We start from the raw sequence: 15,938 nt of genomic DNA on the forward strand, positions 1-15,938 counted from the left end.
TAAAGTACTCCCTTACATTTTCTTGATCTCGTCAATAAGCAGTTCCAATACTTTATCCGGAGATGCACTGCCTATTGTTTCACCTTCTTTGAAAACAAATATCTTCCCTTTAGATGCGGCGATTCCAATATCTGCTTCTTTTGCTTCTCCCGGTCCATTTACTTCGCATCCCATTACTGCAATTGTAATATTTTTATTTTCAAGGTGTTCTTCAACAAGTTTTTTCTCAACTGCGTTGACCAATTTTTCCAAATCTATTGACGTCCTTCCGCATGTAGGACATGATACTATTTTATAACCATAATTGCGTATTCCCAATGTGCTGAGTATTTCCTTCGCTATTTTAATTTCATTAACCGGATCACCGGTTATAGATACACGCAATGTATCTCCTATGCCGTCAAGAAGAAGACTTCCTATGCCAATTGAGGATTTCACTGTTCCTTTGAAGAATGTTCCTGCCTCGGTTACACCTATATGAAGAGGATATTTTGTTTTGCTTGAAAGTCTTCTATACGATTCGACTGTAGTCAAAACATCCGAAGATTTTACAGAAAGAATCAAATCTTCAAATCCGAAACCCTCGAATAGTTCTATGTATTCCAGAGCGCTTTCAGTTATTGCATCAACCGTTGCATGTTTATACCTTTTCCGTATATTACCGCTTAGCGATCCGGAATTTACCCCAATTCGTATAGGCACATTTTTTTTCATACATGCGCATGCTATGCGTTTTAGATTCTCTTCTCTGACTATATTGCCTGGGTTGATTCTGATTTTGTCTGCGCCGTTTTCAACGGCAGCCAAAGCCAAGGCATAATCAAAATGTATATCAGCTATGATGGGCATATCTATGCGTCTTTTTATTTCACGTAATGCTTCTGCAGATTTCATATCCGGTATTGCCAATCTGATTATCTCGCACCCTGCATTTCCAAGACTTTTAATTTGTTCTACGGTATTTTCCACATCCCATGTCTTGGTATTTGTCATTGACTGTATTGTAATCTTGCTATCTCCGCCAATTGGTACGCAGCCACAAAATACCTTGTTTGTTTTATGCCTTTCTATCATGTTACTCTCCCTTTAAAACAATTGTAATCGTCCCAAATCTTTAATTACCATGTAAACCATAAATGCCATAAGAAAAACGAAACCCGCGAAGTGTACAAAACCCTCTTTTTTCGGATCTATAGGTTTTCCCTTTATTATTTCAATCAATATGAAAACAAGCCTTCCTCCATCGAGCGCCGGCAAAGGCAAAAGATTTACAATACCAAGATTTATGGATATGACGGCCGCAAGTGAAAGAACGGAGATAAAACTATATTTGGAAGCTTCATTAACCATTGAAATTATTCCTATAGGCCCTACAACTTCTCCTTCGAGTTGATTTCCCCTTAACAAATCACTAAGAAACGAGAAAATATTAGTAGATACAAACCACACACGGTCAAAAGCCATTCCAATAGAATAAAAAACATTCCTCTTTATTGAAGGTGATATTCCTATTACATTTCGGCCTTCATCAATTACAGGTGTGATAGCAATCGAAATCTCCTTATTATCTCTTTCTACAAGCAATTGCAAGTTGCCAGTAGATCCAGTAACTTCTTCAACTATATCAGTCCATTCTTCTACGTTTTCATTATTAATTTTTATTATGCGGTCCCCGGTTGTTAAGTTGCTGCTTTCCGCTGGCAATCCGGGAAGAATTTCACCAACCGTTGTTGTTGGAAACCCAATAAAAATGAACAATAAAAAGAAAATAAGGAATGCCAAGATAAAATTCATCACCGGACCGGCAAAAATAATCATAAACCTCTTAAATGCCGATTTTGAACTAAAGCTTTTATTATGGTCGGATTCCTCGTCTTCCCCTTCCATTTTTATATAACCGCCAATAGGAAATATTCCGAGTGAATATGTTGTTTCTTTACCTTTGAACTTGAATAATTTAGGACCCATTCCCAAAGAAAATTCATGGACAAGAACTCCTGATAATTTCGCAGTAATAAAATGACCAAATTCATGAAAAAAAATTATACTTCCAAAAACCAGTATGAAATAAAAAAATGTTGTCATTAAATCACCTATTCCTTAATTTGTCCACTACAAACTTTCTAGTTAAATAGTCAGTTTCAACAATTGATTCATATTCGGGATGCTTTATCAAATTATGAGATTCTAAAACTTCCTCAATTATATTTTGAATTTCAAGAAATCGAATTTTTCCTTTTAAGAAAGCGTCAACGAGCACTTCATTTGCAGCATTTAGTGCAGCGGGACAAGTTCCGCCTAAGTTGCCGGCATAGTATGCATATCCAAGGCATGGAAAAGCTTTTTTATCCGGCTTTTCAAAGGTTAGAGTTCCAATCTCGCTTAAGCAAAGTGACTTGAGTTCTAAAGGCATTCTTTTCCCTTCAAAAAGAACATAACCAATGGGAAGCTTCATGTTTGGCATGCTCATTTGGGCAATTACACTACCATCAATAAATTCAACCATCGAATGAACAACGCTTTGAGGATGAACTATAACCTTAATCATATCAATATCCACATCAAAAAGCCATTTTGCTTCTAAAACCTCAAACCCTTTGTTCATCATTGTTGCAGAGTCTATAGTTATTTTTTTACCCATAGTCCAATTAGGATGCGCAAGCGCTTCTTTTATGGTGACTCTCTCCATTTCGTTATAAGACTTACCCCTAAATGGTCCTCCGGAAGCAGTAAGTATTATATGTTTCAAACGGTCTTTATTTTCGCCGTTTAAACACTGTGAAATCGCGTTATGCTCACTATCTATAGGAAGTATTTTGACGCCTTTTGCTTTGGCATCAGCCATTATCAATTCTCCTGCTGTAACAAGAGTTTCCTTATTGGCAAGTGCAATATTTGCCCCCAATTCAATAGCGTGTCTGGTTGGCAGCATGCCTGATATGCCTACCAAAGCATTAACCACAACATCGACGCCAGTGTTATCAAGCGCAGCAATAATACCTTTATAGCCATAAAGTATCTTAACATTAAAATTTTCTTTTGTAATGCATTCATATGCGGTACGGTCGCATACAACTGCATATTCTGGTCTATATTCATTGATTTGCTTTGCAAGAAGATCAATGTTTCTGTTGCAAGTTAAAATTTTTACTGTGAATTCCTCGGGGTATTTTGATACAACATCCAAGGTTTGTGTCCCAATCGATCCAGTCGAACCCAATATGGCTAATTGTTTCATTTCATCACTCCTGTCAAACTCAAAACACTATACGCAGCGTACACATATGGAGCTGTAAATAATATGCTGTCGAATCTGTCAAGTATACCGCCGTGACCTGGAATAATATTTCCAAAATCTTTTATTTCGTTGTTTCTTTTTATCATAGACGCATTTAAATCTCCCAATTGAGATATTATGCTTCCAAATATGCCGAATAGTATTGATATATTTGCCATTTCAGGGATAAATATTATTGAAAAGACAAAAGTGCTCACGGCGCAACCTGCGATGCCCCCAATGGCGCCTTCTATAGTTTTTTTAGGGCTTATTATAGGTGCTAATTTATTCTTCCCGAATAACAAACCTATAAAATATGCAAATGTATCTGTTGACCATGCAATAATGAATATAAGCCATACTACATAATTGTTATCAAATTGCGCGGTATAGAATATAAATCTAAAAAAAATCGTTATATAAATATATCCATAAAATATATCTCTACTTGTTCCGGATTTCTCTAGAGGATTGAATATTTGAATTAATGAGATTCCCAATAGTACAATTAAAAGAAATGGCGCCTCAAATTTTATGTCAAAATTATTATAGTAAAGAACAACATAGGAGAACAAGGAAGAAAGCCAAAGCCAAATCTTGTAATGAGATAATTCTTCAATATTAGAATGACTTTCATTTGAATTTTCGAAGGCACTTGCATATTCATTCAATGCTATGAGTGTTACTGCAATTATTGAAACCAATAAAATGCTTCCACCTGAATATATTATAAAGATTAGTATAGGAATGCCAATAACCGCTGTAAGTATTCTTTTTATCATTTTTTCACCTGCTGTTCTTCCGCGTTCAATCCACCATATCTTCTTTTTCTTTCACTATATGATTTGATTGCATCGTTCAAATGATCTTTATTAAAATCCGGCCACAGAACATTTGAAAACCAGAACTCGCTATAAGCCATTTGCCAAAGTAAAAAATTGCTTATTCTTAATTCCCCGCTTGGACGGATAATTAAATCCGGGTCCGGAATTTCCGATGTTTCCATATGGGAGGAAACAGTCAATTCATTGATTTCATCCGGATTTTCGCAATATTCGACGGTGATTTTCTTTATCGCTTGAATCAGTTCTTGTCGTCCTCCATAATTTATTGCTAAGGTAACATTCAAACCTGTATTACTACAGGTTTTTGTAATTGCAGAATCTATTTCATTTTGTGCTTTTAATGGAAGTTTTGCAATGTCTCCGATGGTTCGTATTCGCACATTGTTTTTATGGAGCAAATTTATCTCTTTTTTTAAATAATAGACAAGCAATTCCATTAAAGCCGAAACCTCTTTTTGCGGCCTTTTCCAATTTTCAGTAGAAAACGCATACAGAGTTAAATATTTAATTCCTTCTTTAGAACAATTCTCAATTACTTCTCTGATAGCCTCTATTCCGGCTTTATGGCCAGCAGTTCTTGGAAGACCTCTCTTTTGAGCCCATCTTCCATTCCCATCCATAATGATAGCTATATGTTCAGGTATTTTATCATTGATTTTCATAGTTTCACCCGCTTTAAAAGGTAGAGCCCTCCATAAACATCTGGAGGGCTAAAAATAACTGACTGTCAACACGATGTCATCCTTACTCATTTTAGCCAAAACAATTCGGCAGACATCATTTTTGCGGTCTCCTTTATACTTCAGACTAACAAGTTCTCTGATTATAAGGTTTTTATGAACACCATAACTTTCAATTGTTTTTTTTGCACAGCCAAGTTCCATTCCTAATAATGAATCTATTTCAAATTTCATTATATCTCCATTATTTCCTTTTCTTTATATTCAATCAATTTATCTACTTGTTCAGTATATTCCTTTGTCATTTCTTCAACTGTTTGCTCGGCTTTTTTAAAATCGTCTTCTGTTATGTCACTATTTTTCTGCATTTTTTTTAATGTTTCGTTTGCTGAACGTCTTTCATTTCTAATCGCAATTTTTGAATTTTCTCCTGTTTTCTTAACGAGCTTAGTAAGGTCTCGTCTTCTTTCCTCAGTAAGCATCGGAATTGCCAAACGAATTACTTTTCCGTCATTTGAAGGATTGATTCCAATATCCGACTGTATTATTGCCTTTTCAATATCTTTCATGCCGGTAGTATCGTAAGGTTGTACTACCAATAAGCGGGGTTCGGGAGAAGATACATTAGCTATTTGCTTAAGCGGCATGGTCGATCCATAGTAATCAACAGTAATGCGGTCAAGCAAAGAAGGATTTGCCCTTCCGGCACGAAAGGAATTCAATTCATCCTTTAATACACTTATAGTTTTTTTCATTTTTTTTTCGAAATCGTCATGCACTTGCACTCTCATATTAATCCTCCTTCACTATTGTTCCAATATTTTCACCCATTACTACATTATAAATATTGTCTGGATTGTCTAATCCGAAAACAATTATAGGGATATTGTTGTCCATACAAAGTGAAGTTGCTGTTGAATCCATAACTTTTAGACTCTTGCTCAACACTTCCTTGTAGGTCAGGTGACTGAATTTAACCGCATCGGGATTTTCATTCGGATCCGAATCATAAACACCGTCAACTGTTTTAGCGAGAAGTATTACCTCGGCTTCTATTTCAGCTGCTCTTAAGGCAGCTGTTGTATCTGTAGAAAAAAACGGATTGCCTGTTCCTGCGGAAAAAATAACCACCCTGTTCTTTTCCAAATGCCTTACAGCTTTTCTTCTGATGTAAGGTTCGGCTATTTGCCTCATTTCTATTGCCGTTTGTACCCTTGTCGATACTCCAATATTTTCAAGTGCATCCTGTAAAGCTAATCCATTTATTACTGTAGCCAGCATTCCCATATAATCGGCAGTTGAACGATCCATTCCCTTTCCAAACCGGCCTCTCCAGAAATTTCCTCCTCCAACAACAAGCGCTATTTCAAGGTCCATTTCCTTAAGTCTTTTGATTTGTCTAGCAATATCCATTACTACTGTTTCATTTATTCCGAAACCGTTTTCTCCAGCAAGAGCTTCTCCACTCAGTTTTAAGATAATCCTTTTATATTTTGGCTTCACAAAAAAACCCCCATAACATTATTTTCTACAAAGATGCAAAATAACCTTTATTTTTCAAAAAAAGGAGAACACCTTTATGTGCTCTCCTCATTATTTATTTGTTATTTATTTGGTTTGCAACCTCTTCAGCGAAATTTTCTTTTCTTTTTTCAATACCCTCGCCTACCACAAATCTAGCAAACCTTCTGATACTAAGTTTTTCGCCAATTTTTCCAATTAGCGTATTTAGAAGTGTCTGCATATCCATATCCGGATCTTTTATGAATGGCTGTTCCAAAAGACATACTTCTTTATAATATTTGCTTATTCTTCCTTCAACCATTTTATCAACTATTTTTTCGGGTTTGCCTTCATTAAGAGCTTGATTTCTTAAAACTTCCTTTTCTTTTTCAATTATTTCTTTAGAAATTTCATCTCTCGAAATAAATAAAGGATTTGATGCAGCAATTTGCATGGCTACATCTTTTGAAAAAGCTATGAAATCTTCATTTTTCGATACAAAATCGGTTTCAGAATTTATTTCAACCAAAACTCCAATTCTTCCACCATGTATATATGAAGTAACTAAGCCTTCGGCCGCTATTCTACCAGCTTTTTTAGCCGCTTTAGCGAGCCCTTTTTCCCTTAACACTTCTATTGCTTTAGCGATATTTCCATCAGCCTCTACAAGCGCATTTTTGCAGTCCATCATTCCTGCGCCTGATGTTTCTCTAACATCTTTAACCATTGCAGCCGTTACAGCAGCCATATTCAACATCTCCTTCTTAATTATCAAAATTTATTTATTATTCTTTAATTTCTTTCTCAACTGCGTCTTCAACAACATTTTCTTTTGCAACAACTGGTTCTTTTGCAACAACTGGTTCTTTTGCAGCAACTGGTTCTTTTGCAGCAACTGGTTCTTCTGCAGCAACTGGCTCTTCTGCAACAATTGGCTCTTCTGCAGCTTCTTCCATTTGCTCGCCTTGTTTTCCTTCAATAACAGCATTTGCTATAGTTGCAGTTATAAGTTTGACAGCTCTTATTGCATCATCGTTTCCGGGAATTATTAAATCTATTTCATCGGGATCACAGTTTGTGTCTACTATAGCAACAACCGGAATTCCTAATTTTTTTGCTTCAAGAATTGCAATCCGCTCTTTTCTTGGGTCAACAACATAAATAACATCAGGAATTCTTTTCATTGTTTTTATTCCGCTAAGGAATTTTTCCAATTTTTCCTGCTCGTGTTTAAGTTTAATTACTTCTTTTTTGGTAAGTAAATCGAATGTTCCGTCGCTCTCCATTTTTTCAAGTTGCAAAAGACGGTCAACCCTTTTTCTGATAGTGCTGAAGTTGGTAAGCATGCCCCCCAACCATCTTTGATTAACATAATACATTCCGCATCTTTTTGCTTCCTGCTCAATAGATTGCTGAGCCTGTTTCTTTGTTCCAACAAAAAGAATTGTTTTGTTGCCTGTTGTGTTTTCTTTTACAAAATCATAAGCTTTGTCAATCATTTTTACTGTTTTCTGCAAGTCGATGATGTAGATGCCGTTTCTTTCCGTAAAGATATATTCCGCCATCTTTGGATTCCATCTTCTTGTTTGGTGTCCGAAATGAACACCCGATTCGAGAAGCTGTTTCATTGATACTACTGTCATGAGTAAATCCTCCTTAGGTTTTTTCCTCCTCTTTGCCTATTTCGGACGACTTCTATCGAAGCACCTGTCCGCAAGAATGCAAAAAGTGTGTTTTTATGCCGTTGATAGTATACCATGTACGATTATTTAAAGCAATAAAGATAGACGGCATTAGCCGTCTATCTTTTGAGCTTTTCTAATTCTTCCGGCAACTTGTCATTCAATATTCTAATAAACGTCCCCTTCATCCCAAGCGATCTTGACTCAATCACGCCGGCACTTTCGAATTTACGCAATGCATTTACAATTACTGACCTTGTTATTCCCACTCTATCAGCGATTTTGCTTGCTACGAGCAATCCCTCATTCCCATCCAATTCAGCAAATATGTGTTCAATGGCTTCAAGTTCCGAATATGAAAGAGTCCCTACTGCCATTTGTACTACGGCTTTTTTTCTTGCTTCTTCTTCCATTTTCCCGCTATTGGATCTTAATATTTCCATGCCTACTATTGTTGCCGAATATTCAGCCAAAACAATGTCCTCTTCTTCAAACTTGCTGTTGTAACGTGCAAGCACGAATGTTCCAAGTCTTTCACCATTACCTATTATGGGAACAATTGTTACAAATTTGTCGAAACTTTCAATATCATACTTGAATACTTTTAGCAATTCATCCCCTGTAATATTGTATTTTGTATGTGTTATCTTTACCAATTCCTCATTATACTCGTCAGGGAATTTCTTTTGATCCGACTTTTCATCCGAAATAATTGAAGCATCGGATGCATCCGCAAGACTTACTCCAAGTATTTTACCCCTCTTGTTTGAAACATATACATTTGCATCTAAAATATCATTCAAAGTCTTGCAAAGTTCTGAAAACGAAACGGGAGCATCTGCCGATTGCTGCAATATTCTATTTAACTTCCTTGTTTTGTTCAATAAACTGCTGTCCATCATATTACCTCCTAAAGTTCTTATAAATATTATAACTGATTTGTTGGAAAATTTGAAACAATTATTATTCCAAACCTTTTTCTTTTACATAATCACATTTATCGTTTATACATTTAACGGATGTTTTTTTACCATTCCTTTTTTCAACTAATAGCGAATCGCATTTTGGGCATTTCTCATTCAACGGCTTATCCCATGTGGTAAAATCGCATTTGGGATAATTAAGGCAGCCATAAAATATGCGTCTTTTTTTTGTTTTTCTTTCAACGATATCGCCACCGCATTTTGGGCATTTCACCCCTGTTTTTATTACTATTGATTTGGTATTACTGCATTCAGGATAATTTGAACATGCTAAAAATCTCCCAAACCTGCCATGCTTTATTACCATTGGGCTTCCACATTTTTCGCAAATTTCATCTGTTTCTTCTGTAAGGTCAATTTTTTCTATTGCTTCATCTGCTGATTTCAACGTTATGGAAAACGGTATATAAAAATCTTCCACTACTTTACGCCAAGAAACTTCTTTTGCTTCGATTCTATCAAACTCAGCCTCCAGATTTGCAGTAAAGTCCACATCAACTATTTGTTTAAAGTAGTTTTCCATTATTTCATTTATCGTTATGCCCAATTCCGTTGGATAAAGAATCTTTTTATCTCTTCGCACATATCCTCTCGAAATTATTGTTGTTATCGTTGGCGAATAAGTACTAGGTCTTCCAATACCATTTTCCTCCATAGCTTTTACCAAAGTTGATTCTGAAAATCTTCCCGGCGGCTGCGTGAAATTTTGTTTATTTTCAAGATCAATTTGTTTGAGAATTTCACCTACATCCAAATCCGGTATTTCAACATCCTTTACATTCGTATATGAGTAAACCTTTAAAAACCCGTCAAACTTCAATTTCATCCCATTTGCTTTGAACAAATATTCGCCATTCATTATCCCCAGTTGATAAGAGTCACTTATAGAATCAGCCATTTGACTCGCAACGAATCTTTCCCAAATGAGTTTATAAATTTTGTATTGGTCGATTTTTAATTGGGATTTTATATCATCGGGCATAACTGCCACACTTGTGGGCCGTATTGCTTCATGAGCGTCTTGAACAGATTTCCCATTTTGTTTAGTTTTGCCGCCTTCTTTTTTTATATACATTTCTCCATAGTTTTCCAAAATATGTTCTTTAGCCATTTCTTTGGCAAAATCTGAAATTCTTATTGAATCTGTTCTAATATATGTTACAAGTCCTACGGTAGTTTTGCCAATTTGAATGCCTTCATACAATTGCTGGGCAACTATCATAGTTCGTTTTGTAGAAAACCCGAATTTGTTTGCAGCATCCTGCTGTAGGCTGCTAGTTGTAAAAGGTTTGTATGGAGAACGCTTTTTCAATTTTTCATCTGAAGAATCAACTCGATATTCATCATTCTTCAATGCATCCAAAACGGTTTTCATTTCATCCGCAGTATTTATTTTGATTTTTCCATTTTTGTTTCCATAAAAAACAGCCTCTAAAGATTTTTTTACTTCAGGCTGCAGTTTTACATTGAGAGTCCAATATTCTTCAGGGATGAAATTTATTATTTCGTTTTCCCTATCGCATATCATTTTTGTCGTTACAGACTGTACCCTTCCTGCACTTAATCCTTTTCTCAGTTTTCTCCATAGCAAAGGACTTATGCTGTATCCCACGATACGATCCAACACTCTTCTTGCTTGCTGTGCATCTACTAACTCCTTGTCAATTTTTCTCGGCATTTTTATAGCTTTCTTTATTGTTTCCTTTGTTATTTCGTTGAATTCAACACGGCAAACATCATCTTCCGGAATCGATAATGCCTTTGCCAAGTGCCAAGATATAGCTTCACCTTCTCTATCTGGGTCAGTTGCAAGATAAACCTTGTCTGCTTTTTTGGCTTCACTCCTCAATTCCTTAAGAATTTTTCCTTTGCCTCTGATAGTAATATATTCAGGTTCAAAATTATCTTTGAAATCAACACCCATCTTGCTTTTAGGCAAATCTCTTACATGTCCAACCGAAGCCTTTACTTTATAATTGCTTCCCAGAAATTTTGATATGGTCTTCGCCTTCGCTGGAGACTCTACAATTACTAGATTTTTCATTTAATCACCTTTTCTTTCAGCAGTGAAACCTATTATAACAGATTATTGTATAATTTTCAAAATCTTTTACTTTTTTATGCAATATTTATTACCGGACTCAATATAAATTTTATTCTTTATCATAAGCAACATAATAGCAGCTTTTACTTCATTCACACTCATCAGCCTATATGAAAGAATCTTATCTATATGTATAGGACCTTCAAATTCGATTATTTTAAGCAAATCTCTTTCGGCGTCAGTCATTCCCGTTTCTACAAGTTTTTCAATAGGTGTTACGTTGTTCTTTTTAGAAAAAGCAGATATTACTTCATTTATATCCACTAGGCATTCCGCACCCTGCTTTATGAGTTTATTAGATCCTTTTCCGCAACTTCCCAAAATCCCGCTTGGAACAGCATATACTTCCTTTCCCTGTTCGAGTGCAAAATCAGCCGTAATTAATGCACCACTTCCGAGTCCCGCTTCAACGACAATTACAGCGTCCGACAACCCGCTAATAATTCTATTCCTTCTAGGAAAATTATAAGGCATTGGCATAGTGCCAACGCTAAATTCTGTTAAAAGCAATCCTTCTTTTGCAATACGATCATGAAGTGTTTTATTTTTTGCAGGATAACAATTATCAATTCCTGTACCCATTACGGCAACAGTGTTTCCACCGCCAGCCAAAGCTCCTATATGCGCGCTTGAATCAATGCCGTATGCCATTCCGCTTATAACAGCAATTCCAGATTCTGCAAGTCCTTTTGCAAAATCATATGCTACCTGTCTTCCATAATTGCTGCATTTTCTAGAACCGACGATTGCAACGCATGGGCAATCATCAATTATTTTAAAATCCCCTTTATAAAATAACATCAAAGGCGGGTCATAAATTTTCTTTAGCTTTTCAGGAAAATTGCTTTCGCTAATATCAACGAAGGAAATTCTTTTGTTCATTATATTTCTCTTATATGCAGCATATTCGTTATCATCTAAAGCCTCATTTGCCATTGAAGTCAATTTGTTGAGGCAAAAGTTGCGTTTTTCTTTTGATGGATTATTGAGATGTTCAGTTATCAATTTATTGATTTCCTTGTTCCTCTTACCGAAATAATTGATTTTCAGATAATCCTCGCGCATTTCCTCACCCTCTTCATATGTTCCAATATTTTGTTTCAAGATTTCTATAGCTTAAAGCTTCCATTAAATGATTTGTTTCAATGTCCTTGCTGCCTTCTATATCAGATATGGTACGTGCAACCTTGATTATTTTATTATATGATCTTGCACTCAATCCCATTTTCTCGAACGCAGTTTCAAGCAATTTTTTCGATTCTGCGTTCAAATTGCAATAACGTTTAATTTGACGGCTGTTCATCTCTGAGTTAAGACTTATTTTAGCATTGATAAATCTCTTTTTTTGTCGTTCTCTTGCGTTAATTACTGATTCTCTTATTTGACTTGATGACCTTGAGCGCTGCTGTTTTCCATTCAATGCATCAAATGCAACGCTTGGAACTTCTATGTGCATATCCATTCTATCAAGAATTGGTCCGGATATGCGACTCATGTACCGTCTTATATCGCCTATGCTGCATTTACATTCATGATGGCTATCACCATAATATCCGCACGGACATGGGTTCATGCTTGCAATGAGGACAAAATTGGATGGATATGTAACGCTTGCATTTACTCTTGTTATGGTAACATTTTTGTCTTCCAAAGGTTGTCTTAATGCCTCAAGCGCTTTTCTTGAGAATTCAGGGAGTTCGTCAAGATATAGGACCCCGTGATTTGCCAAGGAAATTTCTCCAGGCCTAGGATTGTTGCCTCCTCCGGTAAGAGAAACAGACGAAAGCGTATGGTGGGGACTCCTGAACGGACGTTCAAGCATTATTGCACGGTTTTTCATAAGGCCCGCAATACTATATATTTTTGTAACTTCCATAGCTTGCGATTCATCAAGCAATGGAAGTATCGTAGGATATCTTTTTGCCAGCATTGTCTTGCCGGATCCGGGGGGACCAATCATCAGAAGATTATGATTTCCAGCCGCAGATATTTCAATAGCCCTTTTTGCATTTTCCTGTCCAGAAACTTCCGCGTAATCACATTCATAACTGCATGCACAATGTAAATCGCTGAATTCCGAAATATGTAGCGGTTCAATTGTCTTCTCATCTTCTATGAAATCAATCACCTCACGCAAGTGCTTTACAGCATAAATATCCATGCCATGCATGTATACCGCTTCGTTTGCATTGCCATATGGTACGATTGCTTTTTTAACCGACAACTGCTTAAGAGCAATAAGCATTGGCAGCAATCCATTAATACAATTGACTCTTCCATCCAGGGACAATTCTCCCAAAATAGCTGTGTCTTTGAATTTGTCGAAAGGTATACATTTTGATGCAACAATAATACCTGTGGCAATCGGTAAATCAAAATGCGAACCATTTTTTTTTGTACTTGCCGGGGATAGATTAACCGTTATCCTTTTTACTGGAAAAACAAAACCGGAATTGTTTACAGCGGCACGTATGCGGTCCTTTGATTCTTTTACTGCGGCATCTGGTAATCCGACGATGCTGAATGAAGGCAAACCCTTTGATATGTCAGATTCACATTCGACAATTTCACCATCTATGCCTGTCAATGTGCAAGTTACAATCTTTGCAAGCATATAATCCCCCTATTCAATAAATATATTTTTTATATGATTTATTTCAATTTTTCCATTTTTCCACTCAATAATTTCAACTGCGTCGAATCTGAAATCATTTCCGGATAATTTATTTGCAACTATGAAATGCTCGGATGTTCTAATTATTTTCTTCATTTTATATTTGTTGATATATTCTATAGGTCTTCCATAATCAATACCGGTGCGCTTCTTTACTTCGATGAATACATAATAGCCGTTCTTATCTTTCATAATAAGGTCTACTTCCCCAATCTTCGTACAATAATTCCTTTTTATAATGCGATATCCTTTACTTTTCAGATGATTTTCTGCCATACGTTCCCATTTTTCACCTAATTTATTAACGTTTACCGCCCCCCAACTATACCTTTAATGAAACTTCTTCTGTGTATATTAACAGGCCCATATTTTTTTAGTGCTTCAATATGTTCTGCGGTGCCGTATCCTTTATTTCTTTCGAAGCCGTATACTTTGAAATACCTACTCATTTCAACCATTATATAGTCTCTAGTTACCTTTGCAATAATGGATGCTGCAGCTATGGATGCAGATTTTTCATCTCCTTTAATTATGGCAGTCTGTTCTATTTCTATATCATCCAATTTTAATGCATCTATAAGAAGATGGTCTGCTTTGCATTTCAATGCGTCAACGGCTCTTTTCATGGACAATTTAGTAGCATTCAGTATGTTTATTTCATCTATTTCGTTGGGACTCGCCATCCCAACCGATACATCTATAGCATTAAGCATTATCTCATGATAAAGCCTATTTCGTTTTTTTTCACTAAGCTTTTTTGAATCATTTAAACCCATAAGCCGGCAATTTGCCGGAAGCACAACTGCTGAGGAAACAACAGGGCCAGAAAGCGGTCCCCGGCCAACCTCGTCGATGCCAGCGATAAATGTTATGTTCTTTCGATACAGATTATTTTCATATGAATACATTTCTTTCAAACGAGATTTTTCGTTTTCTAATTTGCATATTTTCGATAAAAGTCTTTTGCCTATTTCGTTGACGGATTTCCTTTTGTCAATTTTAAGCGAGTTGCAAACAAACTCTATGTTTCTACTTTCTAAATCCAACTCAGCGACAAATTCCCTTATTTCCTTAATGCTCATGGTCTCATATTCCATACGGTTAACTCCTCTAATCTGAATTATTCTATAATTATACCATAAAAAGGGAACAACCACGCACTGGCTATTCCCCATCCAAACGATCAAGTACTATTCTTCCGAGCCGTCCTCTTCTGTAGTCATCCACCAAAATATAAACTGCTCGATCTAAATCTACAACTCCGCCCTTAAGTATGCAACCTCTCTTCTTTCCAATTGCTTCAATTATTTCCGTAATGCTTGCGGATTCATCAACACCTTCATATCTGCTTGAAATAGAGCCTCTGTAATTTTCACGCAAGAAACTTATTAACCATCTTGCAGCCTCGTTAAATGGTATCAACTCATCCTTTATTGCTCCGGAAAGAGCTAATTTAATAGCTGTATTTTGATTTTCGAACTTTGGCCACAATATGCCTGGCGTATCGAACAATTCTATATCCTTTTTAATCCTGACCCATTGTTTCCCACGTGTTACACCTGGCTTGTCACCTGTTCTTGCACTTTTCTTTCCTACCAGCTTGTTTATCAGAGAAGACTTCCCAACATTAGGTATGCCAATTATCATGATACGAATAGCTCTTTTTTTCATTCCCTTTTTCTTAAGCTTTTCAAACAAACCTTGTGCGGCATCTTCAACCTCTTTTAGCAGTTCCTTCGTGCCTTCTCCAGTCATACTGTTTATATTTACTACTTTGAATCCTTTTTCTTTATAAGAATTTTGGAATTTATGCAAAACACGCGGATCGGCCAAATCCATTTTATTGATTGCAATAATCTTTGGCTTATTTATAAAAAGAGTGTCTATTTGCGGATTTTTGCTTGAAAACGGGAGCCTAGCGTCGATGATTTCAATAACAACATCCACTAGTTTAATATTTTCCTGAATCAATTCCCTTGTTTTCTTCATGTGACCCGGATACCAATTAATATTCAAATGCATTACCTCCAATCGAGTAGGAGGTCATTCATTAATTGAATGACCGACCTCTCACACCACCAGAGCGTACCGTTCGGTACTTGGCGGTTCACTAAGACAATCTGATTTTATGATACTGTAAAGATAAACTTTTATAACCACGACGCATTAATTTCTCATTCGTTATGGTTA

17 protein-coding genes are annotated in these 15,938 nt (G+C 36.2%); all 17 read right to left on the bottom strand.

Features of this window, described 5'->3' with window-relative positions; translation table 11 throughout:
- Nucleotides 1-12: 12 nt before the first annotated feature.
- On the bottom strand, nucleotides 13-1,071 hold the full coding sequence (gene ispG, locus JJE29_00615) for a flavodoxin-dependent (E)-4-hydroxy-3-methylbut-2-enyl-diphosphate synthase (protein MBK5251139.1): 1,059 nt from the start codon (nucleotides 1,069-1,071) through the stop codon (nucleotides 13-15).
- A gap of 15 nt (nucleotides 1,072-1,086) precedes the next feature.
- Nucleotides 1,087-2,085 (bottom strand): RIP metalloprotease RseP, encoded by a 999-nt coding sequence (rseP, locus tag JJE29_00620; protein MBK5251140.1) that lies wholly within the window; start codon nucleotides 2,083-2,085, stop codon nucleotides 1,087-1,089.
- 4 nt (nucleotides 2,086-2,089) lie between these two features.
- Nucleotides 2,090-3,238, bottom strand: coding sequence for a 1-deoxy-D-xylulose-5-phosphate reductoisomerase (locus tag JJE29_00625; GenBank protein MBK5251141.1), 1,149 nt, complete (start codon nucleotides 3,236-3,238; stop codon nucleotides 2,090-2,092).
- Entirely contained in the window at nucleotides 3,235-4,059 is an 825-nt protein-coding gene (locus JJE29_00630; protein MBK5251142.1) for a phosphatidate cytidylyltransferase, read from the bottom strand. Before JJE29_00630 ends, JJE29_00625 begins: the two co-directional genes overlap by 4 nt.
- Complete coding sequence (locus tag JJE29_00635) at nucleotides 4,056-4,784, bottom strand: isoprenyl transferase (protein MBK5251143.1); 729 nt, start codon at nucleotides 4,782-4,784, stop codon at nucleotides 4,056-4,058. Before JJE29_00635 ends, JJE29_00630 begins: the two co-directional genes overlap by 4 nt.
- Before the next feature lie 48 nt (nucleotides 4,785-4,832).
- Nucleotides 4,833-5,036, bottom strand: coding sequence for a hypothetical protein (locus JJE29_00640; GenBank protein ID MBK5251144.1), 204 nt, complete (start codon nucleotides 5,034-5,036; stop codon nucleotides 4,833-4,835).
- Nucleotides 5,036-5,587, bottom strand: coding sequence for a ribosome recycling factor (frr, locus tag JJE29_00645; GenBank protein ID MBK5251145.1), 552 nt, complete (start codon nucleotides 5,585-5,587; stop codon nucleotides 5,036-5,038). The genes JJE29_00640 and frr overlap by 1 nt, the downstream gene beginning before the upstream one ends.
- Before the next feature lie 7 nt (nucleotides 5,588-5,594).
- Nucleotides 5,595-6,305: a UMP kinase gene (locus JJE29_00650; GenBank protein MBK5251146.1), complete on the bottom strand. Its 711-nt coding sequence runs from the start codon at nucleotides 6,303-6,305 to the stop codon at nucleotides 5,595-5,597.
- A 94-nt stretch (nucleotides 6,306-6,399) separates the two neighbouring features.
- Nucleotides 6,400-7,053 (bottom strand): translation elongation factor Ts, encoded by a 654-nt coding sequence (gene tsf / locus JJE29_00655; GenBank protein ID MBK5251147.1) that lies wholly within the window; start codon nucleotides 7,051-7,053, stop codon nucleotides 6,400-6,402.
- A gap of 37 nt (nucleotides 7,054-7,090) precedes the next feature.
- Entirely contained in the window at nucleotides 7,091-7,948 is an 858-nt protein-coding gene (gene rpsB, locus JJE29_00660) for a 30S ribosomal protein S2 (GenBank protein MBK5251148.1), read from the bottom strand.
- 158 nt (nucleotides 7,949-8,106) lie between these two features.
- Nucleotides 8,107-8,886: a GTP-sensing pleiotropic transcriptional regulator CodY gene (gene codY, locus JJE29_00665; GenBank protein MBK5251149.1), complete on the bottom strand. Its 780-nt coding sequence runs from the start codon at nucleotides 8,884-8,886 to the stop codon at nucleotides 8,107-8,109.
- 64 nt (nucleotides 8,887-8,950) lie between these two features.
- Nucleotides 8,951-11,014: a type I DNA topoisomerase gene (topA, locus tag JJE29_00670; GenBank protein MBK5251150.1), complete on the bottom strand. Its 2,064-nt coding sequence runs from the start codon at nucleotides 11,012-11,014 to the stop codon at nucleotides 8,951-8,953.
- A gap of 66 nt (nucleotides 11,015-11,080) precedes the next feature.
- The gene (gene dprA, locus JJE29_00675) at nucleotides 11,081-12,139 is read right to left on the bottom strand and encodes a DNA-protecting protein DprA (GenBank protein ID MBK5251151.1); all 1,059 of its coding nucleotides are present in this window, start codon (nucleotides 12,137-12,139) and stop codon (nucleotides 11,081-11,083) included.
- Nucleotides 12,140-12,152: 13 nt separating this feature from the next.
- Nucleotides 12,153-13,688, bottom strand: coding sequence for a YifB family Mg chelatase-like AAA ATPase (locus JJE29_00680; GenBank protein ID MBK5251152.1), 1,536 nt, complete (start codon nucleotides 13,686-13,688; stop codon nucleotides 12,153-12,155).
- A 9-nt stretch (nucleotides 13,689-13,697) separates the two neighbouring features.
- Nucleotides 13,698-14,024, bottom strand: a complete 327-nt coding sequence (locus JJE29_00685; protein ID MBK5251153.1) for a YraN family protein — start codon at nucleotides 14,022-14,024, stop codon at nucleotides 13,698-13,700.
- Between the two features lie 32 nt (nucleotides 14,025-14,056).
- Nucleotides 14,057-14,845, bottom strand: a complete 789-nt coding sequence (locus JJE29_00690; GenBank protein ID MBK5251154.1) for a ribonuclease HII — start codon at nucleotides 14,843-14,845, stop codon at nucleotides 14,057-14,059.
- Between the two features lie 67 nt (nucleotides 14,846-14,912).
- Nucleotides 14,913-15,764 (bottom strand): ribosome biogenesis GTPase YlqF, encoded by an 852-nt coding sequence (gene ylqF / locus JJE29_00695; GenBank protein MBK5251155.1) that lies wholly within the window; start codon nucleotides 15,762-15,764, stop codon nucleotides 14,913-14,915.
- Between the last annotated feature and the right edge of the window lie 174 nt (nucleotides 15,765-15,938).

This window comes from Peptostreptococcaceae bacterium (assembly GCA_016649995.1).
Lineage (GTDB): Bacteria > Bacillota > Clostridia > Peptostreptococcales > BM714 > BM714.